25 protein-coding genes, 1 tRNA gene and 1 pseudogene are annotated in these 23,613 nt (G+C 62.6%); 9 read left to right on the top strand and 18 right to left on the bottom strand.

All coding sequences use genetic code 11. The annotated features are described in order from the left end of the window. Window positions 1-20 precede the first annotated feature (20 nt). Window positions 21-1,454 carry an amidase gene (locus CXY78_RS04055; protein WP_104088201.1) on the top strand — a complete coding sequence of 478 codons (1,434 nt, stop codon included), beginning with the start codon at window positions 21-23 and terminating at the stop codon, window positions 1,452-1,454. Between the two features lie 46 nt (window positions 1,455-1,500). On the opposite strand, the gene CXY78_RS04050 is transcribed toward CXY78_RS04055, so the two are convergent. From CXY78_RS04050 to CXY78_RS04015, 8 genes are all read right to left on the bottom strand, one after another. Then, window positions 1,501-2,289, bottom strand: a complete 789-nt coding sequence (locus CXY78_RS04050; RefSeq protein WP_092341130.1) for an IclR family transcriptional regulator — start codon at window positions 2,287-2,289, stop codon at window positions 1,501-1,503. 122 nt (window positions 2,290-2,411) lie between these two features. Continuing rightward, window positions 2,412-2,873: an RbsD/FucU family protein gene (locus CXY78_RS04045; RefSeq protein ID WP_092341129.1), complete on the bottom strand. Its 462-nt coding sequence runs from the start codon at window positions 2,871-2,873 to the stop codon at window positions 2,412-2,414. Window positions 2,874-2,884: 11 nt separating this feature from the next. After that, on the bottom strand, window positions 2,885-3,643 hold the full coding sequence (locus CXY78_RS04040) for an SDR family NAD(P)-dependent oxidoreductase (protein WP_092341128.1): 759 nt from the start codon (window positions 3,641-3,643) through the stop codon (window positions 2,885-2,887). Window positions 3,644-3,681: 38 nt separating this feature from the next. Next, the gene (locus tag CXY78_RS04035; RefSeq protein WP_092341127.1) at window positions 3,682-4,614 is read right to left on the bottom strand and encodes a carbohydrate ABC transporter permease; all 933 of its coding nucleotides are present in this window, start codon (window positions 4,612-4,614) and stop codon (window positions 3,682-3,684) included. Further along, window positions 4,611-5,501 carry a carbohydrate ABC transporter permease gene (locus tag CXY78_RS04030; protein ID WP_158252779.1) on the bottom strand — a complete coding sequence of 297 codons (891 nt, stop codon included), beginning with the start codon at window positions 5,499-5,501 and terminating at the stop codon, window positions 4,611-4,613. The genes CXY78_RS04035 and CXY78_RS04030 overlap by 4 nt, the downstream gene beginning before the upstream one ends. 71 nt (window positions 5,502-5,572) lie before the next feature. After that, the gene (locus tag CXY78_RS04025) at window positions 5,573-6,862 is read right to left on the bottom strand and encodes an ABC transporter substrate-binding protein (protein ID WP_104088199.1); all 1,290 of its coding nucleotides are present in this window, start codon (window positions 6,860-6,862) and stop codon (window positions 5,573-5,575) included. Between the two features lie 243 nt (window positions 6,863-7,105). Further along, on the bottom strand, window positions 7,106-7,879 hold the full coding sequence (locus tag CXY78_RS04020; protein ID WP_092341124.1) for an SDR family NAD(P)-dependent oxidoreductase: 774 nt from the start codon (window positions 7,877-7,879) through the stop codon (window positions 7,106-7,108). A 27-nt stretch (window positions 7,880-7,906) separates the two neighbouring features. Beyond that, complete coding sequence (locus tag CXY78_RS04015) at window positions 7,907-9,355, bottom strand: aldehyde dehydrogenase family protein (RefSeq protein ID WP_233206078.1); 1,449 nt, start codon at window positions 9,353-9,355, stop codon at window positions 7,907-7,909. Between the two features lie 134 nt (window positions 9,356-9,489). On the opposite strand from CXY78_RS04015, the gene CXY78_RS04010 reads away from it, so the two are divergent. Beyond that, window positions 9,490-10,620 carry a 3-isopropylmalate dehydrogenase gene (locus tag CXY78_RS04010; protein ID WP_092341123.1) on the top strand — a complete coding sequence of 377 codons (1,131 nt, stop codon included), beginning with the start codon at window positions 9,490-9,492 and terminating at the stop codon, window positions 10,618-10,620. Window positions 10,621-10,651: 31 nt separating this feature from the next. On the opposite strand, the gene CXY78_RS04005 is transcribed toward CXY78_RS04010, so the two are convergent. Next, the gene (locus CXY78_RS04005; RefSeq protein WP_092341122.1) at window positions 10,652-11,038 is read right to left on the bottom strand and encodes a hypothetical protein; all 387 of its coding nucleotides are present in this window, start codon (window positions 11,036-11,038) and stop codon (window positions 10,652-10,654) included. Between the two features lie 69 nt (window positions 11,039-11,107). On the opposite strand from CXY78_RS04005, the gene CXY78_RS04000 reads away from it, so the two are divergent. Beyond that, window positions 11,108-11,183 (top strand) — tRNA-Arg (locus CXY78_RS04000). Window positions 11,184-11,379: 196 nt separating this feature from the next. Then, window positions 11,380-11,484: pseudogene (locus CXY78_RS22050) on the top strand (helix-turn-helix domain-containing protein); the annotation flags it as partial. A gap of 276 nt (window positions 11,485-11,760) precedes the next feature. On the opposite strand, the gene CXY78_RS22045 reads toward CXY78_RS22050, so the two are convergent. The 3 genes from CXY78_RS22045 to CXY78_RS03985 all read right to left on the bottom strand — a co-directional run bounded on the left by CXY78_RS22045 (window position 11,761) and on the right by CXY78_RS03985 (window position 14,540). Next, complete coding sequence (locus CXY78_RS22045; protein ID WP_104088197.1) at window positions 11,761-13,194, bottom strand: DDE-type integrase/transposase/recombinase; 1,434 nt, start codon at window positions 13,192-13,194, stop codon at window positions 11,761-11,763. A 49-nt stretch (window positions 13,195-13,243) separates the two neighbouring features. Beyond that, window positions 13,244-13,630: a hypothetical protein gene (locus tag CXY78_RS03990; RefSeq protein WP_104088196.1), complete on the bottom strand. Its 387-nt coding sequence runs from the start codon at window positions 13,628-13,630 to the stop codon at window positions 13,244-13,246. Between the two features lie 352 nt (window positions 13,631-13,982). After that, the gene (locus tag CXY78_RS03985; protein ID WP_158253264.1) at window positions 13,983-14,540 is read right to left on the bottom strand and encodes a TetR family transcriptional regulator; all 558 of its coding nucleotides are present in this window, start codon (window positions 14,538-14,540) and stop codon (window positions 13,983-13,985) included. 37 nt (window positions 14,541-14,577) lie between these two features. Here CXY78_RS03985 and CXY78_RS03980 point away from each other — a divergent pair, with 37 nt between their 5' ends. The 3 genes from CXY78_RS03980 to CXY78_RS21200 all read left to right on the top strand — a co-directional run bounded on the left by CXY78_RS03980 (window position 14,578) and on the right by CXY78_RS21200 (window position 17,056). Then, window positions 14,578-15,762, top strand: a complete 1,185-nt coding sequence (locus tag CXY78_RS03980; protein ID WP_092341117.1) for an FAD-dependent oxidoreductase — start codon at window positions 14,578-14,580, stop codon at window positions 15,760-15,762. Window positions 15,763-16,120: 358 nt separating this feature from the next. Next, window positions 16,121-16,525 carry an NUDIX domain-containing protein gene (locus CXY78_RS03975; RefSeq protein WP_104088193.1) on the top strand — a complete coding sequence of 135 codons (405 nt, stop codon included), beginning with the start codon at window positions 16,121-16,123 and terminating at the stop codon, window positions 16,523-16,525. 273 nt (window positions 16,526-16,798) lie between these two features. After that, window positions 16,799-17,056 carry an LOG family protein gene (locus CXY78_RS21200; protein WP_199181878.1) on the top strand — a complete coding sequence of 86 codons (258 nt, stop codon included), beginning with the start codon at window positions 16,799-16,801 and terminating at the stop codon, window positions 17,054-17,056. A 162-nt stretch (window positions 17,057-17,218) separates the two neighbouring features. Here the strand turns inward: CXY78_RS21200 and CXY78_RS03965 are convergent, their stop codons facing one another. Then, window positions 17,219-18,118: an arginase family protein gene (locus CXY78_RS03965; RefSeq protein WP_104088191.1), complete on the bottom strand. Its 900-nt coding sequence runs from the start codon at window positions 18,116-18,118 to the stop codon at window positions 17,219-17,221. Window positions 18,119-18,354: 236 nt separating this feature from the next. Here CXY78_RS03965 and CXY78_RS03960 point away from each other — a divergent pair, with 236 nt between their 5' ends. Continuing rightward, on the top strand, window positions 18,355-18,897 hold the full coding sequence (locus CXY78_RS03960; protein ID WP_104088190.1) for a hypothetical protein: 543 nt from the start codon (window positions 18,355-18,357) through the stop codon (window positions 18,895-18,897). Between the two features lie 467 nt (window positions 18,898-19,364). On the opposite strand, the gene CXY78_RS03950 is transcribed toward CXY78_RS03960, so the two are convergent. The 3 genes from CXY78_RS03950 to CXY78_RS03940 form a co-directional block, all read right to left on the bottom strand. Beyond that, window positions 19,365-20,195, bottom strand: coding sequence for an alpha/beta fold hydrolase (locus CXY78_RS03950; protein ID WP_104088186.1), 831 nt, complete (start codon window positions 20,193-20,195; stop codon window positions 19,365-19,367). After that, window positions 20,195-21,349 carry an RNA polymerase sigma factor gene (locus tag CXY78_RS03945; RefSeq protein ID WP_104088278.1) on the bottom strand — a complete coding sequence of 385 codons (1,155 nt, stop codon included), beginning with the start codon at window positions 21,347-21,349 and terminating at the stop codon, window positions 20,195-20,197. The genes CXY78_RS03950 and CXY78_RS03945 overlap by 1 nt, the downstream gene beginning before the upstream one ends. Window positions 21,350-21,411: 62 nt before the next feature. Continuing rightward, window positions 21,412-21,744: a YciI family protein gene (locus CXY78_RS03940; RefSeq protein ID WP_092341111.1), complete on the bottom strand. Its 333-nt coding sequence runs from the start codon at window positions 21,742-21,744 to the stop codon at window positions 21,412-21,414. A gap of 145 nt (window positions 21,745-21,889) precedes the next feature. Here CXY78_RS03940 and CXY78_RS20955 point away from each other — a divergent pair, with 145 nt between their 5' ends. Next, on the top strand, window positions 21,890-22,228 hold the full coding sequence (locus tag CXY78_RS20955; RefSeq protein WP_233197237.1) for a YciI family protein: 339 nt from the start codon (window positions 21,890-21,892) through the stop codon (window positions 22,226-22,228). A 28-nt stretch (window positions 22,229-22,256) separates the two neighbouring features. Here CXY78_RS20955 and CXY78_RS21845 read toward each other — a convergent pair whose 3' ends face one another. Both CXY78_RS21845 and CXY78_RS21520 read right to left on the bottom strand, forming a co-directional pair. After that, window positions 22,257-22,445 (bottom strand): DUF4913 domain-containing protein, encoded by a 189-nt coding sequence (locus tag CXY78_RS21845; RefSeq protein ID WP_338061590.1) that lies wholly within the window; start codon window positions 22,443-22,445, stop codon window positions 22,257-22,259. A gap of 201 nt (window positions 22,446-22,646) precedes the next feature. After that, window positions 22,647-23,507 (bottom strand): SRPBCC domain-containing protein, encoded by an 861-nt coding sequence (locus CXY78_RS21520; RefSeq protein WP_233197222.1) that lies wholly within the window; start codon window positions 23,505-23,507, stop codon window positions 22,647-22,649. Between the last annotated feature and the right edge of the window lie 106 nt (window positions 23,508-23,613).

Here is a 23,613-nt window from a genome sequence, read left to right as displayed (position 1 = left end):
CCTGACCCATTGGAGATGCCATGACCGAGACCGCGCCAATCGAATGCCTGTCGGCGACCGAGCTCGTAGCGCGCTACCGCAGCGGCGACCTCTCTCCGGTGGAGGTGACGCTTGCGGTAGTCGACAAAGCCGAGCGGCTGCAGCCCGAGTTGAACTGCTTTTGGGGCCTCGATCGGGTCGGAGCGCTCGATGCGGCCGCGGCCAGCGAACGGCGCTGGGCCGCTGGGCATCCGCTCGGCACCATCGACGGCGTACCCACCAGTATCAAGGAAAATGTGGCCGTGCGCGGCTTCAGCCAGCCGTCCGGCACCGCCGCCAAGTTCGACGCCGTCGTCGCGACCAAAGACGGGCCGAGCGCCGCGCGCATCCGCGAGGCCGGCGGGGTCATCTTCGGCGTCACGGTCATGCCCGACTACGGCATGCTCTCCTCCGGCGTGTCGAGCCTGCACGGAATCACCCGCAGCCCTTGGAACCCGGCCTGGACCGTCGGCGGGTCAAGCGCCGGCGCGGGCGCTGCGGCCGCGGCCGGAATCGGTCCGCTACACACCGGCTCCGACATCGGCGGCTCCCTGCGACTGCCGGCCACCTGGCTGGGGCTCGTGACCCTGAAACCGAGTTTCGGCCGTATCGCCGTTGACCCGCCGTACATGGGCCGGGTGGCCGGGCCGCTGACCAGAACAGTGGATGACGCCGCCCTGCTCATGGGCGTGCTCACCCAGCCAGACCCGCGCGACTACACCAGTCTCGGCGAGCAGAACCTGGACTGGACCGACGTGCACTGCGGCGGCGACGGGGTCGCGGGACTGCGGGTCGGGTACCACCTGGCCGGCGGAGCGGGTATGGCGACCGACCCGGAGGTGGCGGCATCCGTTTTGCAGGCAGTGGAACGCTTCGCAGCGGCCGGCGCGATCGTGGAGGAGATCGCCCCGCCGATGACCGAGAAGTACCTCGCCGACCTCGACCTGTTTCTGCGGGTGCGTTCCCTCGCCGACTATGAGGTGCTCCAACCGGCCCGGCAGGCGATGGTTCTCGACTTCATTCGGGACTGGGTGCTGGGTGGCGCTGGCGTGTCGGGCACCGAGGTGGTGCGGTGTTACCAGAGCATTCAGGACCTGCGCGCGGCGACCGTCGCGGCCACGGCGCCGTATGACGTCGTGCTGTCGCCGGTGTCACCGGTCGCGGCGTTTCCGGCGGAGTGGCCGATGCCGACCAATGATGCGGCCACCTCGCTCGACCACATCGCGTTTACCGCGCCGTACAACTTCTCCGAGCAGCCGGCCAGCTCGGTGAACTGCGGATTCACGGCCGACGGTCGCCCGATCGGGCTGCACCTTGCCGGGCGCCGGTTCGAAGATCTGGCGGTTCTGCGGGCCACCCACTGGTACGAGCAGGCGCGGCCCGAGTCGGCCGAGCCGGTCTGGCCGTTTCACACCGTTCACGAGCCGGCTCATTAACCGACCGGCTCCCTTCGGCTGGCCTCGAGGAGCCCCGCCCACGGGGCTATTCGTCGGTCAGGGGGTGGCCGCTGGTCTCCTCGGTTTCTCCGGGTGGGCGCCACCCGAGTTCCTTGGAGATTGTCGTTGTCGTCGCGAGGAGTTCTGGCAGTAGCTTTCTGAGTTGAGTCAGATCTGCCTTGTTCTTGAACGCCGTGACGGAAATGCCACCAACGACGGCGTTCGCATGGTCCCAAACCGGCGCTGCGATGCAATTGGTGAAGGATTCAAACTCGCCGTCGTCCGTTGCCCATCCCTGCTCCCGCACAGTTTCCAGGAGGACGAGGAAATCCTTCCTCGCCGTGATAGTGGTCGGGGTGAACTTCTCAAAGGTCGCTTGAGCGATGATGGCGTCACGCTGTTCGGGCGGGAGGTTGGCGAGCGTTGCCTTACTCACGCCTGCGGTGTGGATGACGACGAAATCGCCAATCCGGGTGTTGAGACTGATCGCCTGCGCCGGTTCGATCTTGTCGACGTAGATGATGTGGTCGCCTTGCGGGACGGCGAATTGGATGGTGTGACCGAGCCGATCGCCCAGTGCAACAATGTGCGGATGAACGACGCTGCGCAGATCGAATTGGTCGAGGGCACGTTGTGCGAGTCCTGCCAATCGAAAGCCCACGCCGTACCGCCCGAGTTCATCACGGCGCACGAAACCGCCCGCGGTCAGGGTTTGCACTAAACGCAGCGCCGTGGTGCGATGAACACCCATTTCCGCAGCGACCTCTTTGAGTTCACGTGGGTGCACGCTGCAGAATTCGAGAATTTCGATAGCGCGCCTGACTGTTTGGCTCATCCGTCCATCTCCCGATTCAACTCCGCCGACAGCCCGGATCACTGATGGCTATTGCCTTCACCGGGCGTGCCCGGTGCGGGTACGACGATCGTGCCGCTCCACCTCATGTTACCGATTCACCGTCACCGCGTCGGTGCCCCTGTTTCGGGCCGCCACCGGGGAGTCGATCCCAGTACGCCGACAGTCAGGAGCACGTTCGCGAACCGTCGGACGTCGCCGGTGACGATGCACAGGGCCAGGTCGGGTGATCGCGCAACAGTGTAGAACGTGAAGCGATCCACGAAATCGGCGGTGACCATCCCCGCGATGGTTTCGACGACCTCGTCCTGGACCTGGCTCGGAATGGCGTCGGGCGCAGGACGAATCATGGTGATTTTCTCCACCGGGATCGACTCTAGAATCAGGCATAGGACATCGGGAACGGTGGGCACTCCCGCCTCCAGATTGAGGTGGACCGTCGTGGCGTTGGGACCGACGGCCGTGCGCGCCGGATAATGCCCGTCCGTGATCAGCACGGTTGATCCGTGGCCTGCTCCAGCCAGCGCGCCAAGAATCTGTGGATGAATAAGTCGCGACGTGATCATCAGGCCGTCGCCTAGGCGAAGTACGCTCCGCCGTTGATGTTCACGGTCGTGCCAGTCACGAACGCTGACAGCTCAGACGCGAGCCAAAGAGCTGGACCAGCCACATCCGCTGGAATGCCGGCGCGCTGCAGCGGAATTGTGCTGAGGGTGACCCGTTTCGATTCCGCGGTCGTGAACGTGTCGTGGAAGGGGGTCGCCTCGATGAAGCCGGGGGCCAGTGCGTTGACAGTGATGTTCCGTGGCGCCACCTCCTTGGCTAATCCGCGGGTGAATCCGAACATGGCTGCCTTGGACGCCGCATAAGCCGTTGCACCGCTGTGTGCACCGTTGATTCCCGCGAGAGAGGCGACGTTGATGATGCGCCCGCCATCTCGGATGAACGGCATCGCGTAGTGGGTCGCCAGAAAGGTGCTGTCGAGGTTGGTTGCCATAACCGTTCGCCACAGTTCGAAGCTCATCTCGCCAATGCTGGAACGCTGCACGAGACCGCCGACATTATTTACGAGAATATCGAGGCCACCCAGATCGCGATTAATCGTAGCGAAGGCTGCCTGCACCGCGCCTTCGTCGGTTGCCTCGAGGCCGACGGCCACGAGCGGCGAGCCGGTCGCAGCCTCGATCCGATTGACGAAATCATCGTCTGGCGCGTGCGTACGGTATGTTACGGCGATCCGGGCACCGGAATCGGCAAACTGTAGGGCGATCTCTCGACCGATTCCGACACCCCCACCGGTGATCAGGGCGGTCTTGTTTTCGAGAAGCTGCGTCATAGTGTTCCTTTTGTCTGTTGGTTGGAAAATGTGGGTGGCTATTTCATGCCGCTCATCGCGACACCCTTGACGAGGTACCGCTGCAGGGTGATGAACAGAATGATCGTCGGAATCATGCTGATCATGGTCGCGGCGTTGATCAGGTTCCACTGGTTGAACTCGCCCCCGGCAAAGTTGACGAGTCCAACAGTGACGGTATACATCGACTCGTTCTGGGCCACGAGCATCGGCCAGAGAAAGGTATTCCAGGTGAACATGAACTTGATGATGATGAACACCACGATTGCCGGCGCCACCATCGGTGTGATGATCCGGATCAGAATTCGTAGGTCGCTCGCACCGTCAACCCGGGCCGCCTCGACATAGCTGTAGGGAATACCCTCCATGAATTGGCGCAGAAGGTACAGCCCGAGAACAGTGAACAGATCGGGAAAGGCCAACCCGACATAGGTGTTGGTCAGGCCTGCGCCGGAGATCATCAGGTACATCGGAATCACGAGTGCTTCCTGCGGAACCATGAACAGCGCGAGCACCACGAGAAACAGCGGTTCTTTGAATGGAAAGGTGAAGTAGGCGAAGGCATACGCACCGAGGAGCGCGATAACCAAGCTCGTGACGATTCCGATCCCGGTGACCACGAACGAGTTGACGATGTATCGACCGAAGTCGTATTGCGCAAAGAGTTGCACGTAATTGCTGAAATTGAAGAAGTTGTCCGGAAGCCACTTCACTGGAAGCTGAAGGATCTCGTCGGGAGCCTTGAGCGACGACAGGGCCACCCATGCCAGAGGCAGGAGCATGACGAAGCTGCCAAGGAGCAGGGCGGAAAAGAGGCCGACCTGTTTGATGGATCCCTTGGTGCGGCGCCGAGGCCGGCGGGGAGCGTTGACGGCGCGTTTTTCTGCTCCGGCACTAGTGCTGCGACCTTCTGCTGTCGGAGAAGCGGATGCGAGATCGGTCGGGGTGGTCACTCTGAGATGTCCTTCGTAAAGACCTTGCGGATGATGCCGGTGACGAGCACGAGGAAGACGAACAGCGCGACAACGTAGACGGCCGACTCACCCCAACGATCGAGGCGAAAGGCGAGCTCGTAAATTTCCATCACCATGGACCGGCTGGAGCCGACCGGCCCACCGCTCGTCGCTACGAAAGGAAGTTCGAACAGCTTTAACGCATTCATCACCTCGACGCTCGCGACCAGGACCAGCTGCCGGTTGAGCAGTGGCAGGGTCACGGACCACAGCAATCTGATGGGTCCCGCGCCATCCAGGCGGGCTGCTTCGTAGTACGAACGATCAATCGCGTTCAACCCGGCGAGCAGAATGATGACGTTGAATCCAAGCCGTGCCCACACATACATGACGGCGAGGGAGGGGATAGATTGGGCTTCTGACGTGAGCCATTCCTGTCCGGAGATACCCAGACCGCCCAGGATGTCGTTTGCCAGGCCGTAGGCGGGATTGAAGATCCACAGCCAGACGAAGGCGACGGCGGTGAGGGAGGCGACGACCGGAGCAAAGTAGAGCGCGCGCACCAGGCTTGCTCCCCTCGTGATCGTCAGGGCGTTGAAACCCAACGCGACGACGAGCGAGAGGACTATTCCGATTGGTACCGTCAGAAATGTGAAGTAGACGGTGTTCCCGGCTGCGTTGAGAAAACGATCACTCGTGAGGACGGACGTGTAATTGTCCAGCCAGATGAAATCGCGCCGGCCGATAACCGACCAGTCGTAGAAGCTGATCAAAATGTTGTAACCGAGCGGGATGATGAACAACAAGACGACGAAGAAGAGAGTCGGCGCCAGGAAGGCATAGGCACGGATAGTACTTCGACGTGACTTGGCTGATCTGGACTTCACCGCTGGACGGGTCGAAGGCGGTGCCACGGAGGGTTCTGTCGTGGGGGAGATCGTCGTGACCACGACGCACCCTACCGCTCGCCGCGTTCCAGAAGTGAATCCACCTCGGCTACGGCACCGTCGAGGCTCTCTCGCACGTCGGCCCCCTGCAGAGCGGATTCGATGGCGGCTCCGATCGTCACGGCGATCTGGTTTGTGTACGGGGCATCGTAGGTCGGGCCGGCGCCCTCACTGATCTGTCTTTCGACCGCATTGAAATCACTGCGCTCCGTCACCCACGGGTCGGAAAAATTTTCAGTCCACACCGGCATGTAGCCCTCGAGTTGGGCGAGCTCCAGGTCGAGCTCCGGATCGGAGACTGTGCGCATCCAGTCCCAGGCGATGTCTTTGTTGGGGCTGTTGTCGTTGACCATCCAGGCCCAGTTGAAGAGCAGGCTCACCTGCGGGTAGCCTGCTTCACCATCCGGATAGGGAACGACGGCAAAGTTCACCTGCGGCGCATTTTGTTCCAGCCAGCCCTCGTACCACCCTTCGCGAAAGGTCATGGACGAGAGCCCCTGGGCGAAGGTGTCGTCCGGCACGCCGAGTTCAAGGCTGGACACCTGATCCTTCTCAACGAGGTCTTGCATGTACTGAATTCCGGCGACGGTCTCATCGCTGTTAAGGAAGCCTTCTGCGGTTGACTGGTCCTCGGCATAGAGGCGGCCTCCAAAAGCGTGAATGTACGGGAGGGCTTTGTCAACGATTCCGGTCGGGTTGCCCGAATAACGAAGCGCCATGCCGTTGCGTGTGACCTTGTCGCCGTCCCGGATGGCCAGCGCCTGCGCATACTCGCGCAGTTCCTCAAAAGTCTGGGGCGGCTCGGCCGGGTCCAGCCCTACCTCGACGAACTGGTCCTGGTTGTAGTAAAGCTGCATGCCCAAGTCGGTGCTGACTGGGTAGCCGTGCCAGGCTCCGTCGATCTGAAAGTTCTTGCTCGTGACGGGAGTGAGCTTGTCGTCCCACAGCGTTTGAAGGTCGTCGGGGGCTTCGGCGGCGATGCCCAGGGCGCCGCCGTAGTACGACACTTGCCCCATGAAAATATCGGGTGCGTCCCGTCCGCTGGCAAAACCAGCCGTATACCGGGCCTCGTACTGTCCGTAGGGGATATCGACGTACTCGACGGTCACGTTCGGGTACTTCTTCTCAAAGTCGGCGACGTTGTCCTGGTAGAAGGACGTCGTCTTGCGCCACTGATCCTGAGGATTCCACACCCGAATCGTGGCCTCACGCTCAGCATCGGTCGGCGCTGGAGTGCACGCCGTCATCGACACCGCGATGAGGGCTGTGGCCACTGCTGTCGCTATCCGCTTGTTCCGCATAAGTCCTCCTTGACTTATTCAGGAGTGAGCGTTCTTCGCACACCCTGTGCAACATTCGCACATAGTAGAAAAATAGTGGATGCGCCGGCGCCTGTCAAGAGACGGGGGCGCGAAGTTGCGAATGTTTCGACACTGCTGTGGCGCGCCTTTTCGGCGCGAACAATCCACCCGTGCTGCCCGCAGTGCGGCACGGTCGTCGTCCACGGGCGTACTGATTCGGGTGGCCGTGGGTCAGCTGGCGCGCTAAGCGTTCGGCGGGTCGAAGCGGCCGTCGACCGCGGTCCAGCCGCCGTCGACGGTGAGCACCGACCCGGTGACAAACCGCGACGCGTCCGAGGCGAGATAGACCACGGCACCGGCCAACTCGCCCGGGCTCGACCAGCGGCCGAGCGCGCTCTTGGCGGCGTAGGCGTTGTACCAGTCGGGATTGTTCTTGATCTGCGCTGTCAGCGGGGTTTCCACGACGCCGGGGGAGATCGCGTTCACGCGCACCCCGGCCGGTCCGTATTCGGCCGCGGCCGTGCGAAGCAACTGCACCAGCCCGGCCTTGGTCGCAGCGTAGACGCCCTGGCCCGGCTCAACCGTGACCGCCCGAATCGAGGCGAAGCCGATGATGCTGCCGCAGCCCCGGGTGGCCATGGCCGGTGCAAAGGCCTGGATGAGCACGAAGGCGGCTCGCAGGTTGAGGTTCACCACGCGGTCGAATTCATCGAGGGTGTAGTCCGCGATGCGTTTGCGCACGTTGGTCGCGGCGGTGAAGACGAGGGCGGCGAGATCGGGCAGGTCTCGAGCAACGGCCTGAACGGCCGCCTGGTCGAGCACGTCGAGTTGCAGCGAGCTCGAACCGTCGCCAAGGCTGGCCGCGGTGGCCGCCGCGCTGTGCGCATCGCGGTCGGCGCAGATGACCGTGGCTCCGTGCGCGTGCAGGGCAAGGGCGCTCTCCCGTCCGATGCCGCTGCCGGCCCCGATCACGAGAACGCGGCGACCGGAAAACTGGAACAGTTGGGTGTAGTCCACGGTAATTCCTTCTGAATGGGTTGCGGGTTACGGGCGGATCATTGCCATGCGGGTGACGGTGAACTCCTCGATGGCGAATCGCGGTCCTTCCCGGCCCGTGCCGGAGTCTTTTACGCCGCCATAAGGCATGATGTCGGAGCGAAATCCGGGAATCTCGTTGACCACGACGCCGCCGACATCGAGCTCATTGATGGCGCGAAACGCTCGTTGCAGTGAACTCGTGTAGATCGCGGCCTGCAGGCCGTAGCGCGAGCGGTTGACCAGTTCGATCGCCGACCCGAGGTCGGAGACGCGCTGCAGAATGACGACCGGTCCGAAGATCTCTTCGCACCAGGCCTGGGCATCCGGCGAAACGTCGGCCAGCACGGTCGGCGCAATGCTGCGCTCGACCAGGTGACCGCCGGCCAGCACTCGGCCCCCGCCGGCCAGAACGGCTGCGATCCAGGCCAGAATGCGCCGGGTGGCGGCCTCATTGATGACCGGCGCCACCCGCGTGCTGTCCTCGCGCGGGTCACCAACCAGCACTTCGGGGAGGCGGGCCAGCAGCATCCGCTCGAATTCGTCGGCGATCGCATCGTGCACCATAATGCGCTGCACCGAAATGCAGGCCTGGCCGTTGGCATAGAAACCACCGCGAATCACCGCGTCGACGGCCTTCTCGATGTCGGCATCGCTCGCCACGATCAGGGCGGTGTTGGCGCCGAGCTCCAGCACGACCTTGCGCGGTGCCGCCGAGCGGGCGATCTGGTGCCCGACGGCGGCCGATCCGGTGAAGGACACCACGGCCACCCGCGGATCGCGCACAAGCGCCTCGCCGACATCGATGCCCCCGGTGACGAGCTGAACGGCAGCGGACGACACTCCGTGTTCGCGCAGTACGCCGCGGATCAGGTCGACCGCCCACAGCGTCGACAGCGGGGTGTTCGGTGCCGGCTTGATGATGATCGGGCAGCCCGCCGCAATCGCCGGGGCCAGTTTGTGGCTGGCCAGCAGTAGCGGATAGTTGAAGCCGGTGATGCCCACGACGATTCCGGCCGGCCGCCGCGTCCAGTAGCCGATCATTCCCACACCGCTCGGCTGCAGGTCAAGGGGAACGGTCTCGCCGTGCTGGTGCGCGACTTCTTCGACGCTCGCCGACCATGTTGTGAGGGCGCGGGCCACCTCGGTGCGGCAGTCCACGAGCGGTTTGCCGGTCTCGAGCACGAGCAGCTGCTCGAATTCTGCCGTGCGCTCGGCGAGCGCGTCATGAATACCGACGAGCAGGGTACGACGGATGCCCGTGCTCAGCCCGGCCAGTTCCGCGCGCACCGAGGCGGCAGCGTCCACTGCGAGCGAGGCTTGCGCCGCAGTGCCGACCGGCGACAGCGCGACGGGAGAGCCGTCGAATGGGAACACGATTTCCGCCTGCTCGGGGCAATCCACCCAGCGCTCGCCGATGGGGAGCCCGGCAGGGTAGGGAATCGAGAACAAAGTCACGGGACCGCTTTCTGTCATTGCGACGGGAGGTACTGGTCTTCCTACTGGTCTGACCAGTAACCTAACTAGAGTATCGAGCGCCGATGATCAGGTCAATGACCTGCCTCGGCACGAATCTATCAATGGGAGAAACGATGACCAGCACAGCGAGAGTCCACCGGCTGGCCGTGATTCGCGGTGACGGCATCGGCCCCGAGGTCATTGATGCTTCCCTCGACGTGCTCGTGGCAGCAGAGTCGGTGTTCGGTTTTAGCACCGAACTCATCGAGATCTCAGCCGGCGCCCGGCACTACCTGGCCACCGGCGAACTCTGGACTCCGGCCCTGCGGGAGCAGCTCCGCGCACAGGACGCCATTCTGTTCGGCGCGATGGGCGATCCCGCCGTCGCGCCCGGCATTCTGGAACGCGGGTTCATTCTCGAGATGCGACGCACTTTTCAGCAGGCCGTGAACCTGCGCCCGGTCAAGCTTTATCCGGGTGTGGTTACACCGATCGCCGGCCTTACCCCGGAACGCTGCGACCTCGTGATCGTGCGAGAGAACACCGAGGGCTCCTACGTGGGGCGGGGATCGACCGTGCACGCCGGTACCCCGCACGCCGTGGCCGTGCAGGAATCCGTCAATACCCGCATGGGCGTTGAGCGCGTGGTCGAGTTCGCATTTCGCCTGGCCGAGCGTCGGGGTGGCACGCTGACCCTGTGCCACAAGAAGAACATCCTGGTCGAGGCCGGTACCCTCTGGCAGTCGACGGTCGACGACCTCAGCGGGCGCTTTCCGACCGTTCCCGTGGACTACGTACACGTCGACGCTTTCTGCTTTTACCTGCCGACCACTCCGGAACGGTTCAACGTGGTCGTCACCGACAATCTGTTCGGCGACATCATTACCGATCTCGGCGCGGCCATCCAGGGTGGCCTCGGCGTCGCCGCGAGCGCGAACCTGAACCTCGACGGGTCCGGACCAAGCATGTTCGAGGCCATTCACGGCTCCGCGCCCGACATAGCCGGTCGCGGCTGGGCGAACCCGATCGGCGCGATACTGTCTACCGCCATGTGCCTCGCCCACCTCGGCGAGGCCGACGCTGCGCGGGCCATCGAGGCCGCCGCCGTCTACGTTCTGGCCCAGTTGCCGGCGACCGCCGGCCCGGGTATGGGCTTCTCGACCGCCGAGCTGGGCCGCGATATCGCGTCGCTCGTGCGCAGCAGTGCGCCCGTGCCGATCGTGCCCGGCTACTCCGTCATGGACGACCTGGCCGCCCTGCGCTGAGGAGGGGAACGCCGAGTGGTTGAGCGGTCCGTCAGCCGATGGTCATGAATACGACCGTGCCACCAAGAACCGTCATGAGCACAGCCACGACCATGCCGATGATCGGAACCCAGAACGCACGGCGCCGCTGAACCATCCGAACGATCGAGATCACGATGCTGATGAGAACAACTGACGCTGGGCCGAAGGTAGCGATGCCCGAGCCGATTGTCAGCCCGGTACAGTCGGCGGCTGAGCAGTTTGTCACAGCCAGAAAGATTCCCATGACGCCGAGCACCCACGCGAGTCCGACACTGAGCAGCAGGAGTGCGCTGGTGCCGAGAACCGACCCGAGTGTGCTCGATGGCCCCGCCGGTTTCCCTGGCGGTTTCTCCGCCGGTTGACCGTCAACGGACTTTCGGTGTGCCTGATTGGTCATGGTGCTCCTGGAGTGGATAGGACGGTTGGTGTGAGCTCAGCCTAGGGGTTGATAACCTTGACCAGTCCCGCCCCCGTAGCTCAGTGGATAGAGCACCGGCCTTCTAATCCGATTGTCGTAGGTTCGATTCCTACCGGGGGCACCAAAAAAAGATCTGACCAGGGTTTCTTGTCCTCACTGAAGGGGCAAGACTTGATTCACTCAACGCTTATTCAACGTTTATTCCCCGGCGCCCGACCCCTGTGGGTGCTCGGAAAGAAGGTACGCGACCCAGTTCGATTCACCTAGTGTGACCTTGGGCACCTACGGGTTATGGATGCTACAAGTCTCTCGGGCTCGGTTTGGAGCCCGTACTCACGACGAGCGAGCTCGCCAAGTATCTCGGCGTGCACGTGCAGGCGATCTACGACCTGCGTACCGATGGCCGCGGGCCATCCGGCATTCGAGTTGGACGGTCTTCACGAGCCCGTCCCGTCCATGGGCGGCCGCGGGGGCGAGCGCTGATGGCCGGCCGACCCCGACTGCCGATCAGCACGTTCGGCGCGATAAAGACAACCGAGGTCGGTGCAGGGCGTTTCCGGGCGATGGCTCGTTTTCGCGACTGGGACGGTCAGTCGAGGCAAGTCACCGCTACCGGCTCGAGTCGCAACGCGGCGGAGACCGCGCTCAAGGTCGAGCTGGCCACGCGGATGCGCGTCGGTAACGTCGGTAACGTCGGCGACTCAGCGAACGCACGCTCGCCGTTCAGAATGCTGGCCGAGGCCTGGCTGGAGGACCTGATGCTCGACGTCGACCGCGCGAACGGTACAAAAACCGTCTACGAGTACGAGCTTCGCGGGCTTGTGCTTCCCTTTTTCGAGCACTTCACGGTTCGGGAAGTGACCGTCGGCCGCATTGAGCTTTTCCTGAAGGTGCAGCGCGCGATCTCGTACGCGCGGGCCAAGCACTCCCGCACGATCCTCAGCATGGTGCTGGGGTTTGCCGTGCGGCGGGGAATCATCGCGCGCAATCCGGTGAAGGAAACCTCGCGGATGAAGAGGCCCCAGCACACCCCGAAGGCGCTTACGCCGGATCAGGTAGCCGCAATCCGCCTCGCGGCCCGCGACTGGCGCACAGCAGAGGGCAGGATGGGGCCCAAACCCGACGGGCAGGTGCGGGACCTGATCGAGGTGATGCTCGGCCCGGCGACGCGCATCGGCGAGACGCTTGCGCTTCGAAAGTGCGACATAGATATGACCGCCGACCCGCCTTGGGCGCACATCCGCGGAACGCTCGTCGTGCAAAGTGGCGCCGGCGTGCTTCGTCGTCAGGCGCATCCCAAAACGCATGAGTCGAACCGGGTCGTCGCCGTGCCGCAATTCGCGGCAGAGGTGATCGATACCCGAATGACGATGTTCGCCGTTGTACCAGTCGTAGAATTCGGTGCAGAATGAGCGTGCTTCGGCGAGGCTGTAGAATCGGTCGGGGAACTCGGGCCGATACTTCAAAATCTTGAAATGCGACTCCGAAAATGGATTGTCGTTACTCGTATGTGGGTGGGAGTGTGACTTGGTCACGCCCAGGTCGGCGAGCAGGAATGCGACGGGTTTTGACGCCATCGAGGACCCGTTGTCGGAGTGGATTGTCAGCTGGTCTCGACGAATGTTTTGCTTCTCGATGGTGTCGAACAGGAGCCGCGCGGCGAGTTGGTGAGATTCCCGGGTCGCGACCATCCAGCCGACGACGTACCGCGAGTAAATGTCGATGATCGCATACAGATGGAAGTACGACCATTTGGCCGGCCCCTTGAGCTTGGATATATCCCACGACCAGGTCGTGTTGGGTCCGGTGGCGATGAGTTCGGGCTTGATGCGTGCCGGGTGCTCGGCTGAGCGCGACGTTCCCCGGTCTCGCCGTGAGCGCGGAGGAGGCGATACATCGTCGCCACCGAGCACAGGTAGGTGCCCTCGTCGAGGAGGATCGCCTGAATCTCCGCCGGCGCTTTGTCCACGAACCGGCTCGACCGCAGGACGTCCAGAACGACGTTGCGCTCCGGCTCGGTCAGTGCCCGAGGCTGCTTCATCGGCTCCGGCCGGGGCCGCGGGGATGAGGGCGGCCGCGGTGCGCGGGGGTGCTGCCGGTAGTGCGTAGCCCGGGATCGTCGCACGGCTCGGCATGCGTGCCTGGTGCCGACGAGCGGGACAAGTGTGGTGATGGTGGCGTCGATTACTTCTCGGTGTTCGTCCCGCTGCTGTTGGTCGAGAGTTGATCCAACAGAGCCGAGAGTTTTCCCTGGATCACGATCACCTGCCTCGCCGTATCCAACTCACCCGACAGTCGGAGATTCTCTTTCAGCAGCCGGACCGCATCCTTCTCCGCGATGCTGGCAGGTGGCGCGCCCGTCGGCCGTGCCAGCGCAACCAGCACTCCTTTATCTCGCTGGTCACGCCACGAGCTGACCAAGGAGGTATACAGCTTTTCTCGTCGGAGCAGCGCCCCGCGGCCCTGCCGATCGAGGCGGTCATACTCGGTCAGAATGTCGCGTTTGTACTTGGCTGTGTAGGTCCGCCGCCGTGCACGCTCGGGAACTTGGGGATCGGGAACATCTTCCATCCCTTTCCATCCCGACAGCCTGCCCGCTCGAGCTGGGTCCTGTCATTACTGCGTTCGTCAAGGGAACCCTTTCCCGCCTTCTACGACACTATTCGGGACGGTCCCGGTGCCTCAAACAAGGTTGACAGAGAGGGGCGCGTGCCGCTGCAGCGGCACTGTCGCGTGCGCTGCACAGCCCTCGATAATTACCCAAGGCGAACTAACCCCAACGGGACGCAGTACTTGGACAGCCAGCAGCCTGCAGCAACTATCCCTCGAACGTGCGTTGCTTCTAGCGGATCCTCAGGCGGAGCTCTGGCTGACAAGTAGGTCGACTGCTTGAGTCTCCAGTCGCGCACGAGGCGACTATCGTTCAGCGCATCATCGACAGCAAATGTGTCGCGGCCTGCCCTTCGGTCATCGCAGTCATCGATGGCAATGTGAGTACGTAGCGTGAGAAGATCACACCGATGAGCGCTGTGGCTATGCGACGGGCGCGCTGCTGGCCGAATTCCGCCGTCAGCGTTTCAAATACGGTGTGCTGGAGGTATGACGACAGCGCTTGTGCGTGTGGGCCACCAGCGATGAGTTGGCGGGCGAACCTGGTGAGCTGCTCGCCTTGCTCAGGATGCTCCCATACAGCTATCAGCCCGCGCGCGAGGCGTGCGAGATCAATTTTCCCGTCGGGCATTATTGCCGCGGCGATCACGTGGTGAGGGGCTACGCGCAACGAAACGGCCGCCGCAATGAGGTCATCCCTTGACCCGAAATAATAATTGACCAGAGTATGGCTGACGCCGACTTCATTCGCCAGGTTACGGGAAGAGATCTCGGTCAGGTCGCCGACCTCAAAGTGGCGCTGTGCGGCATCGAGCAGGCGTTTTCTGGCGAAGGCTCCACCGAGGGGTCGTCCGCGTACGTTATTGACCACACTCGCATGATTGCATGTTGAGGAGGATTCTGTACGCATGAATAAAAATTTCGAGACCGACTGTGTGATTGTCGGCGGCGGTCCAGCCGGAATGACGACGGCACTATTGCTGCTCCGTAATGGTGTGAAGGTCACTGTGATTGAGAAGCACGCAGACTTCCTCCGCGACTTTCGCGGTGACACGATTCACCCGTCCACCCAGGAACTACTCGAGGAACTCGGTCTTCTCAACGAGTTCCTCGCCCGACCTCACTCCGACATGGAACGCGTGACTCTCAGCTGGTACAGTACCGAGCTCGTGCTGGCCGACTTCAGTCATCTTCCCACCCGCCGCAAAACCATGACGTTCATGCCGCAGTGGGACTTCCTCGACCTGCTCGCTGACGCGTGCTCGAGGCATCCTGGGTTCCGCCTTCTCCGATCGACTCGTATCGACGCATTATCCAGCGAGGAAGGTCGGATCGTCGGGGTCACCGGCACTGCGCCCGACGGCGACGTGAGTGTCCGTGGTCGCCTCGTCATCGACGCCTCCGGTCGTGACTCGGTTGTCCGTGCCCAGGCCGGTCTAACTCCGGTCGGTGTCGCGGCGGCAATGGATGTGCTCTGGTTTCGACTGTCGAAGCGGCCCGATGAGCATTACCCGTTCATCCAAGCGGGCGCCGGAATGATCATCACTATCGACCGTGACGATTTCTTCCAGATCGCTCATGTGATCCCGGCCGGCAGCTGGAACGGCTCGGAAGACGACATCGCTCAGATGAAACAGCGCATAGCTTTCATCGCCCCGAGGATGCAGGAAGCCGTTGCAGCCATCTCCGCCGCCGACGTGCAAGTGCTGAACGTACGGCTAGAACGCCTGCGCCACTGGAGTGTCGATGGGCTCCTCTGCATAGGGGACGCAGCTCACGCTATGTCGCCGGCCGGTGGCGTCGGCATCAACCTCGCGATTCAGGATGCCGTCGCGACCGCTCGCATCCTAGGACCCGGGCTGCGCAGCGGAACGCCCAGCCGCGCCGACCTCCGTCGCGTACAGCGTCGGCGATCCTGGCCGGCGCGCATCACTCAGATGGTTCAACGCCGACTACAGGAACCGCTGCTATCCACGCACGCGCCCGGGACCCCGTTGCCACTACCGCTACAACTCCTCCGGGACCACCCTTCCTCCGCCCGGCTTACCGGGCGATTCGTCGGACTGGGCGCGAGGCCAGAGCACATCCATTAAACGTGTGAGACCAAGTCTCGTTGTCCTGAAACGCAAGATCTGTGCTCGTAGTGCCCGACGGTTCCGGACTGAGTGCGGACGGAGCTATCACTAAGCTGGGCAAGTCATTTCGAGCAGGATTACAGATCGAATGGGAGGCGTCACGGGAAAGGCGCCAACCGGGGCAAAGGACGGCTCGAAATCCGACTACTTCTGGGTCGGCTAGCGCCACACTCTTAATCCCAAATTTCATTTCACGGACGGTGAGCGACGCAGTTCGGGCACGAAACCGGCCACCGCTTCAAGAAGCTGGAATTGTGTCACAAGGGAACCCTCTGCGGGGCGCGCCTTGAGGGTAGAGGATTGATAGCTTGACGGGATGATTACTCAAACGCTCATTGTCGCTGCGGTGTGCTTTCGCGACGGCGCCGGCAGGATACTCACCGTCCGTAAGCGTGGTACAAGTTTTTTCATGCTGCCCGGTGGCAAATCCGAGCCCGGGGAAACTTCCGGTGCGGCCGCTCTCCGGGAAGTTTATGAGGAGCTGGGCGTAACGGTCGCGAAGGAAGACCTCGCCCTGCTGGGCAGCTGGACTGCCGCCGCCGCAAACGAGTTGGACACAATCGTCGACGCGACCAATCATCGTAGCGATGTCGTCATAGCGCCGGTAGCGTCGGCGGAAATTGTTGAGCTGAGATGGGTAGATCCCACCGTCACGACCGAACTGGACTTTCCACTCGCGCCGCTGCTCCTTGAATTCGTGTTTCCCGCTCTGGCTGCCTAATGCAGGTCGCAATCTTCACTGGATCCGCGTCTGGTCACCGCCCAGTGTCTGCTGAAGGTGCAGCCCGGCTCGCTCGCACGTTGGCTGAGCCGGAATCGGGATCGTTTATGGCGGCGGCAATGTTGGCTTGATGGGCGTCATCGCGATCGAGGCCGTCAGCCACGGTGGTTCCGTCATCGGCGTTATGCCGGGCTCTCTCGTCGACCGAGAATTGGCCCATCCGGGCCTCACCCGACTGGAAATCGTTGAGTCCATGCAGAGCGCAAAGCCCACATGGCAGAGTTGTCCGACGCCTTCATCGCTCTTCCGGGCGGGACCGAGACCCTGGAGGAATTCTTCGAGGTCTGGACCTGGCAGCAGCTAGGAATCCACAACAAACCAGTCGCTCTGTACAACATCGATGGCTTCTGGGGTCCCCTCATCGCGACGATCGATGCCGGCGTGGACGCAGGATTTCTCCGGAGGACCTACCGGGACTCGCTGATCATTTCCGACAACGCTCAAGACTTGCTCAGCCAGCTCACGATCTGAGGAGCCAGCACCGCATAAATGGAATGAACGAGGCACACCACCCGTGGTTCCTCTGCAGTAAAGTCTTACCAAACGGCCGAACGACAGCCGAGAGCGATAAGGCGACCGTGGCGCCCATGCAGGCGTTCAATATCTGTCTCGGCGACCCCGTAAGCCGAACCTTCATCGCTTCACTTGATGCCCCAGGTCAGCCATGCCCACTGCGATGATTTCGGCCAAAAGCGTGGCGTAGCGTCCGTTGGGATCAAGATCGGGATCGAATACTGTGACTTGGCCTCCGATCGCTCCGGGGGCGAGCGCCTTAAGGAGTTCGACGAGTTGTTCCGGGTTGAGCCCGCCAGGATCGGGGCTGTCAACGGCCGGCATGAAGATGGGGTCGAGCACGTCGACATCGAGGTGCAGCCAGTAGCCGGCGCTCCCAATGGTGGTTCGAGCGGCTCTCGCCGTCTCGGTCATTCCGATCTCGTTCGATCGGCGGGCGGGTAGGACGAGGCCGAGGAAGCGTCGGACCTCGTCGACATGTTGGTCGTCCTCGCGGCATCCAATGTGAACGGTGTTGGCGGGCGAGAAGTACGGTTTGCGGCCGTCGATGTTGGCGACTGCCGGCCAGTGCAGACCAACGGCCGCGGCGAGATCCTCTCCGGCGACGCTGGCGCACTGATCCGAGTTTCCGGGATGACGGAAGTCTGTGTGCCCATCGATGTGAACGAGGCCCGCGTTGTTCTGGAGCGCGAGCCCAGCCGCCACGAGAAGGCTGCAGTCACCTCCGATCACCAGCGGTGCCCGGCCGTTGGCGATGACTCCAGCGATCCGGCGCGCGAGGCGACGCGCGTGGGAGATCAACTGAGCTTCGTTTCGCACGTGGCCGGCGGCGCGAGTGATGTCGTCATCGACGTACCGACCGGGAAGGACAGCTCCTCCGTCGACAGCGCCGTCTACTCTCAAACGACGGAACAGACCCGCTTCTCGAAGTGCCTCAGGCGCCTTGGACGTGCCCGGCACGCTTCCCGGCTCGGGAGGTCGAAGCCCCAGGTTGGACGGTGCAGATAGTAGCGTGATCACGCCCCCAGACTGTCAGGTCCTCATACCGACGTCGACTATTCCCGACGGCCGTACCTGTATAAAAGTCCGCCGAAGCAGAAGTGCCCGTCAACCGAACCCACTACGAGACGAGTGATTTGTCGCGAGAGGTCCGCAAGCGCCCAGGCGACGTGCGCGAAAGTCTCGCCGCCAATGCGATCGGATTTTATAGACGAATCTTCCAAGGTGAAGCCAGGGACGACGAAGCGAATGGACCCATGAACAAGCACCTCGTTGTTGGAGCGGGCCTGATCGGCTGTCCGCTCGCCGAACGCCTCGCGGCGCGCGGCTACACGGTGACCATCGCGACCCGCTCAGGCTCTACCGCCGTCGGCCCTACCACCCTGGTACTGGATGCCAGTGATCCGGCCACCTTTGTGCAAGCTGCAACGGATGCCTCGACCATCTTTGTCTGCACGAATCCGCCATACACCGACTGGGCCGCACAATGGCCGCCCATCTTCGATGCGGCCATCGCCGCCGCATCCGCCATGGGCGCCCGGAACGTCGTGATGGGCAACCTGTACCCGTATGGGTCGCCGACCGGCGCAATGTCCGAACACTCTCCCGCGACGACCACCGAAGTCAAGGGACTGATTCGCCGGGCCGGATGGGCGAAGATACGCACCGCCCACGACACCGGCTACATCAGCGCCGTCGAGGTGCGCGCCAGCGACTACGTCGCGCGGCATACAGCTCTCCGCGACTCAAAACGAAATCCAGTAGACACCGAGCGAACCCACTGCGAAGCGGGCGACTAGGAGCAAGACGATGACCGCTATTGCGATGGTCAGCCAGAGCCGCCATCGGCGGCCGGTATTCGCGATGGCCAACGCGATGAGGATGGGAACGGAGAGATACATCATGGACACGACCAGTAGGGGAGCGGCGAATCCAAGGGAAGATACGCCACTTACTGAGGCGATGACGGCCACCGAAGGGATCAAGGAAATGGCTGTGGTAATGGTTCCAACTACTCCGACCGCCCAAGCGAGCACGAATTGGATAGTGCGTGTGAGTCGCGGTTTCTCGGCTATCACTTCGTTGTTACCTTCCGCGTGCTGGTTGTTGGTTCGAGTAAGGATGCACAAAATGATGGGGTCAGCGTCGACTTGCCAGAGGATGCCGGCGTCGTTGACGATGCCATAACTTCCTGCACCGGTCTTATCCGCGAGCTCGTATGCGCCGGTCAGTCCCGCGCGCGTACGGGTGGGCGCAAGGGGGCACCTCAGTGCATTTCGGCCTGTTGCCGTAACCAGTCCATGGCCAAAGTGCTTGCGTTCAGAATTGAGACGTGGCCGTCTCGTGGTCGGGTCCAGAGTTCGGCGTTGGGGAGGTGCTCGAGGAGCCACTGGGAGTGGGAGGGAGGGACGATGCGGTCGTCGCCACCGTGTGCGAGGAGTACGGGTATCCGGACGCGTGACAGATCAACGCCCCATGGTTTCACGAAGGCAAGGTCGTCAGCGATCAGCCCCTCGGGGCCAGCTGCCGTCGCGGTCCCCGCGTCTGCGTTGAGTGATGTCCACTCCGATTTCAGCGCGGCGTAGTCTCGCGAATTGAAACTTTCTTCATCGAAGTTGGAAGTTCGTTCGTAGATTACGCGGGCATCTTCTCCGTGTTGCGCCGCGCGCAGGGACGGCCCACCGCCGGCCATTCCGACGAACCAGTTGAAGTCTGTCGTGAAGGGCGCGAGACTCGCGAACGTTGCTACAGCCCACACCCGGTCACCCGGAATCGCGGCGCAGGCGAGGGCGTGTGGTGCGCCCCCGGAAGCGCCCATGACGGCGATCTGGTCGATGCCCATCGCATTGATGAGTTGCTCGACGTCGGCTGCGGCGTTAATGACGGTGCGACCGGGTTGAGTTGTCGAGTCTCCGTAGCTTGGTCGTGCGTATGAGATCCAGCGGATGCCGCGCAGCGCCGCGGCTCGCAGGTGCGGTTCGAGGGCTGCTCCGGTTTGTGGCGAGCCGTGGTGCCAGACAACGGTTTGGGCAGCGTGAACTCCGTTGGTGCTGTCGTGAACGTCTAGTGTTCGCCCGTCGGTCAGGGTGATGCGCATCAGCGTCTCGTTTCTGCCAGGCGTTTGCCCAGGTAGCGTTTCTCGGCCTCTGATGGGGCCAGTTGAAGTGCTTTCTCGTATTCGGTTGCGGCTTCGGTCCTTCGACCCATCCTGCGCAACAGATCGGCGCGTGTCGCCGGGAGTAGGTAGTAGTCGTCCATACCCCGAGTGGTTACGAGCGCGTCGATAAGGGCTAGGCCGACTACTGGTCCCTGGGACATGGCCACCGCGACCGCGCGATTGAGTTCCACGATCGGTGAGGCATCGATGACGGCGAGAGCGTCGTACAGTTCAGCGATGCGCGCGAAGTTAGTGCTTGCAGCATCCGGAGCCTCGAGGTGGCAGGCGGCAATGCGGGCCTGCAGCCCATACCGGCCTGCGCGCGGTACAAGCGACCGAAGGATGGTGAGGGCCTCGGTGATGGCATCCCGGTCCCACAACGATCTGTCTTGCTCTTCGAGGGTGACGATATCTCCGACAGCGTCGGTGCGAGCTGCGGTACGCGCGTGATGCAGCAGCATCAGGGCAAGGAGCGCGCGAACTTCATCGTCGTCGGGCATCAGCTCAACGAGCAGCCGGGTGAGCCGGATTGCTTCACGAAGGAGAGGAACTCGGATGAGAACCGCCCCGCCGGTAGCGGAGTATCCCTCGGTGAACAACAAGTACAGCACCGCCAGCACACCGTCGCGCCGTTCCGGCATGAGGTGGGGCGGTGGCACACGGTAGGGGATACCGGCGTGCTTGATCTTTGCCCTGGCACGCACCAGTCTTTTTTCCATCGCCGGTTCGGTCACGAGAAAGGCACGCGCGATCTGCGCGGGAGTGAGGCCCGCTACCGTTCGCAGCGTCAAGGCAACGCGGGCATCCATCGGAAGTGCGGGGTGGCAGCAGGTGAAAATGAGACGAAGACGATCATCGAAATCTCCACTAATGTCCGGATCGGGCTCGACCGGTTCGTACTCTTCGACGGCAACCCGCCGAAGCGCGCGATCTTCCGCGCCCGCATGCCGAAGCAGGTCGATCGCCCGCCTCTTGGCCACCGTGGTCAGCCACGCGCCAGGATTGTCCGGAATACCACCTTTGCGCCAGTCAGAGAACGCCCTTACAAACGCATCCTGTGCACAATCCTCGGCAAGGGCGAAGTCGCCGGTCATTCGAATCACAGTGGAGATGATGCGCGCAGTTTCCTCGGCAGAGGCACGCGCGATAGCATCCGCTACTCGATCGGCCACATCGGCCTGATCTCGATCTGACCGAGCTGGGCCATCGGATGCCTCGCCGCGATCTCAATCGCCGCGTCGAGGTCGCCGCACTCGATCACGTCATATCCAGCGATCCACTCCGTCGTTTCAGCGAACGGCCCAGCAGTGACGCTGAGCCGCCCACCACGCAGTTTTACCGTGGTCGCATCATTCGCCGGGCGCAGACGGTCGCCGTGACGCCTGGTGCCCCCATCAGTGGTTTCGGCTACCCATTCCTCGATGGTGTGGACAGTCGGTTCGGTCGTCGGCGCCGTCGAGTCTGTGCAGATGAATAGCATGTATTCCATAAGTCGGTCCTTTGCTTGTCGTTGTGTGAATTCGACGTACGGGATGAGCACCTCAGGACAACGCGTCAAAACGCGGTGTCCTCATAGTCTTTCGCTATACGTCGCAGTAAGAAACACATCACTGAAGGAGTTCCCATTGAAGTACATGATTCTGATCCACGCGAGTGCAGCCAGCGAACTTGCCATCCAAAGCGAAGCCCTCGCTGAGTTCGAAGCCGCCCACGGCGCAGTTATCGGCGAGCTCTCAACCACCGGCGAGTTGATCGACACGCACGAGCTGGAAGTCCCCGGCGCGAAAGTGGTTCGCACTAACGGCGGTCTTTCTGTAACCAACGGACCATTCGCGGAAACCACCGAATGGGTGGGCGGGTACTACATCATCGACGTCGCAAGCGAAGATCGCGCGATCGAGATTGCTGCACGCTTCGTTGAAGCCCGCTACGCGGCGGTCGAAGTGCGCGCCCTCGGTTTGCCACCGCTCTAGCGACTTGAAATCGTTCAGTAGGAAGTCATTAAATCAGCTGACCAGCGTGCGGACGCTGGCGAACATGCCGGCGGAAGTGATGGGCGGGCGGGAGCGGGTTACCGTCGCTCTTCCGGTTCCGAGAGGTCGCGAACGGTCCTTCCGGGGACAGGAGCATCCGCATGTGGTGGTCTGCGTGGTGGCGCCACCACACGCTCATGCCGAAGGTTGGTTCCAGGCGTAGTGCTTCCCTCTCCTGCGAGAACGCGACATCCGAGATTGCAGGACTTTACGAAAGTGGGAACGGCCGGGAGTGCCAGCAGGCGGTCATCGCCTGTGAAGAGACCCTTTGGTTTCTAGTCTGGAAGCGGGAAGTCTCCGTGTTTAAAAGCAATCAAACAAGAGCTTTCATCAGGTCCCACGCGCGCTGTATCGGTCCTTACGATCGGGGACAGCTCGTTAGGTCGTCGAATGAAATGTCATGAGGAACCTTATCGATGAAACCAAGAGTGATGGGCGCGGAACCCGGGAGGCACGTAGAGCGCTGGCATGATGCCTCAGACAATGCGTGTTCGCCACGGCTCGTGATCGTGCGCGAGTCAGACCAGCTCGGGGCCGAGCGCGCGCACCCGCAGCTGGCCTTCAGCGTGCGGCTCGTCGAGCTCCCGACGCTGGACGTAGACCGGTTTACCGGCGAAAAGGTGGTTGCCGCCGCGGTGGTGGTTGATTTGTGAGTCACTAGGACCTCTAGTGACTCCTCCATTTTGGTCAAGCGCCGACGGCTTTCCAAGGGGATCGTGTGCGCAGCCGGAACGCCGGTTCTGAGTGCGTGAGGTGCGTCAGCGAGGTAGTTGCCCAGAGCCTCGAGCAGGCCCCGGGTGACTTCCTTTCGGCCCGGCCCATCGGCCCAGAACTGGTCGAAGAAGACGCCGTGCTCGACGTGCGTGAACCGGGTGCCCGCGTTGAGCGTCTCGAACTCCAACGACGCCACCGACGTCGACATGTGGACCCCGTCGAGCCACATGTTGTAGGTCGTGATGATGCGGACGTGCTTGACGATGTTGGTGTACGTGGCCTCGTACCGCGAGACCAGACCGTCGTGAAATGTCCCCTCGTCGACGTCGCGTCCGCCGACGCGAAAGTCTAACGCCCACTCACCGGGCTCAATGGTGTCGCCGGCGCCGTACCAGCCCCGCTTCTGGTCCTCTTCGGCGAACGCGTCCCAGACGCGCTTGAGAGGAACGGGGTAGTCGCGGGTCAGGGTGAACCCGGCGCGGGCGAGTCGGCGTTCGATCGTCATGAGTACGTCCTATCGTGCGAAATTAACGTGGATCGTGCCACTCTCGGCCACTTCCGTTGTTACCGTGTGGGTGAGGTCGAGGCTGGGCAGGTCGTCCCACAGTCGA

The sequence above is a fragment of the Cryobacterium sp. N19 genome (assembly GCF_002929595.1).
Lineage (GTDB): Bacteria > Actinomycetota > Actinomycetes > Actinomycetales > Microbacteriaceae > Cryobacterium > Cryobacterium flavum.
The sequence above is the reverse complement of the archived record's forward strand: the minus strand, read 5'-3'. Positions and strand labels throughout refer to the sequence as shown.

Coding starts and splice junctions, on each gene's coding strand:
- CXY78_RS04050 (WP_092341130.1), bottom strand. CDS start 2,289: ATGAGCCAAACAGTCAGGCGCGCTATCGAAATTCTCGAATTCTGCAGC.
- CXY78_RS04005 (WP_092341122.1), bottom strand. CDS start 11,038: ATGACCAATCAGGCACACCGAAAGTCCGTTGACGGTCAACCGGCGGAG.
- CXY78_RS04025 (WP_104088199.1), bottom strand. CDS start 6,862: ATGCGGAACAAGCGGATAGCGACAGCAGTGGCCACAGCCCTCATCGCG.
- CXY78_RS04010 (WP_092341123.1), top strand. CDS start 9,490: ATGACCAGCACAGCGAGAGTCCACCGGCTGGCCGTGATTCGCGGTGAC.
- CXY78_RS03990 (WP_104088196.1), bottom strand. CDS start 13,630: ATGGAAGATGTTCCCGATCCCCAAGTTCCCGAGCGTGCACGGCGGCGG.
- CXY78_RS03940 (WP_092341111.1), bottom strand. CDS start 21,744: ATGGAATACATGCTATTCATCTGCACAGACTCGACGGCGCCGACGACC.
- CXY78_RS03975 (WP_104088193.1), top strand. CDS start 16,121: ATGATTACTCAAACGCTCATTGTCGCTGCGGTGTGCTTTCGCGACGGC.
- CXY78_RS03945 (WP_104088278.1), bottom strand. CDS start 21,349: ATGACCGGCGACTTCGCCCTTGCCGAGGATTGTGCACAGGATGCGTTT.
- CXY78_RS04045 (WP_092341129.1), bottom strand. CDS start 2,873: ATGATCACGTCGCGACTTATTCATCCACAGATTCTTGGCGCGCTGGCT.
- CXY78_RS21200 (WP_199181878.1), top strand. CDS start 16,799: ATGGCAGAGTTGTCCGACGCCTTCATCGCTCTTCCGGGCGGGACCGAG.
- CXY78_RS20955 (WP_233197237.1), top strand. CDS start 21,890: ATGATTCTGATCCACGCGAGTGCAGCCAGCGAACTTGCCATCCAAAGC.
- CXY78_RS03950 (WP_104088186.1), bottom strand. CDS start 20,195: ATGCGCATCACCCTGACCGACGGGCGAACACTAGACGTTCACGACAGC.
- CXY78_RS03960 (WP_104088190.1), top strand. CDS start 18,355: ATGAACAAGCACCTCGTTGTTGGAGCGGGCCTGATCGGCTGTCCGCTC.
- CXY78_RS03980 (WP_092341117.1), top strand. CDS start 14,578: ATGAATAAAAATTTCGAGACCGACTGTGTGATTGTCGGCGGCGGTCCA.
- CXY78_RS21520 (WP_233197222.1), bottom strand. CDS start 23,507: ATGACGATCGAACGCCGACTCGCCCGCGCCGGGTTCACCCTGACCCGC.
- CXY78_RS04055 (WP_104088201.1), top strand. CDS start 21: ATGACCGAGACCGCGCCAATCGAATGCCTGTCGGCGACCGAGCTCGTA.
- CXY78_RS04040 (WP_092341128.1), bottom strand. CDS start 3,643: ATGACGCAGCTTCTCGAAAACAAGACCGCCCTGATCACCGGTGGGGGT.
- CXY78_RS22045 (WP_104088197.1), bottom strand. CDS start 13,194: ATGCCGAGCCGTGCGACGATCCCGGGCTACGCACTACCGGCAGCACCC.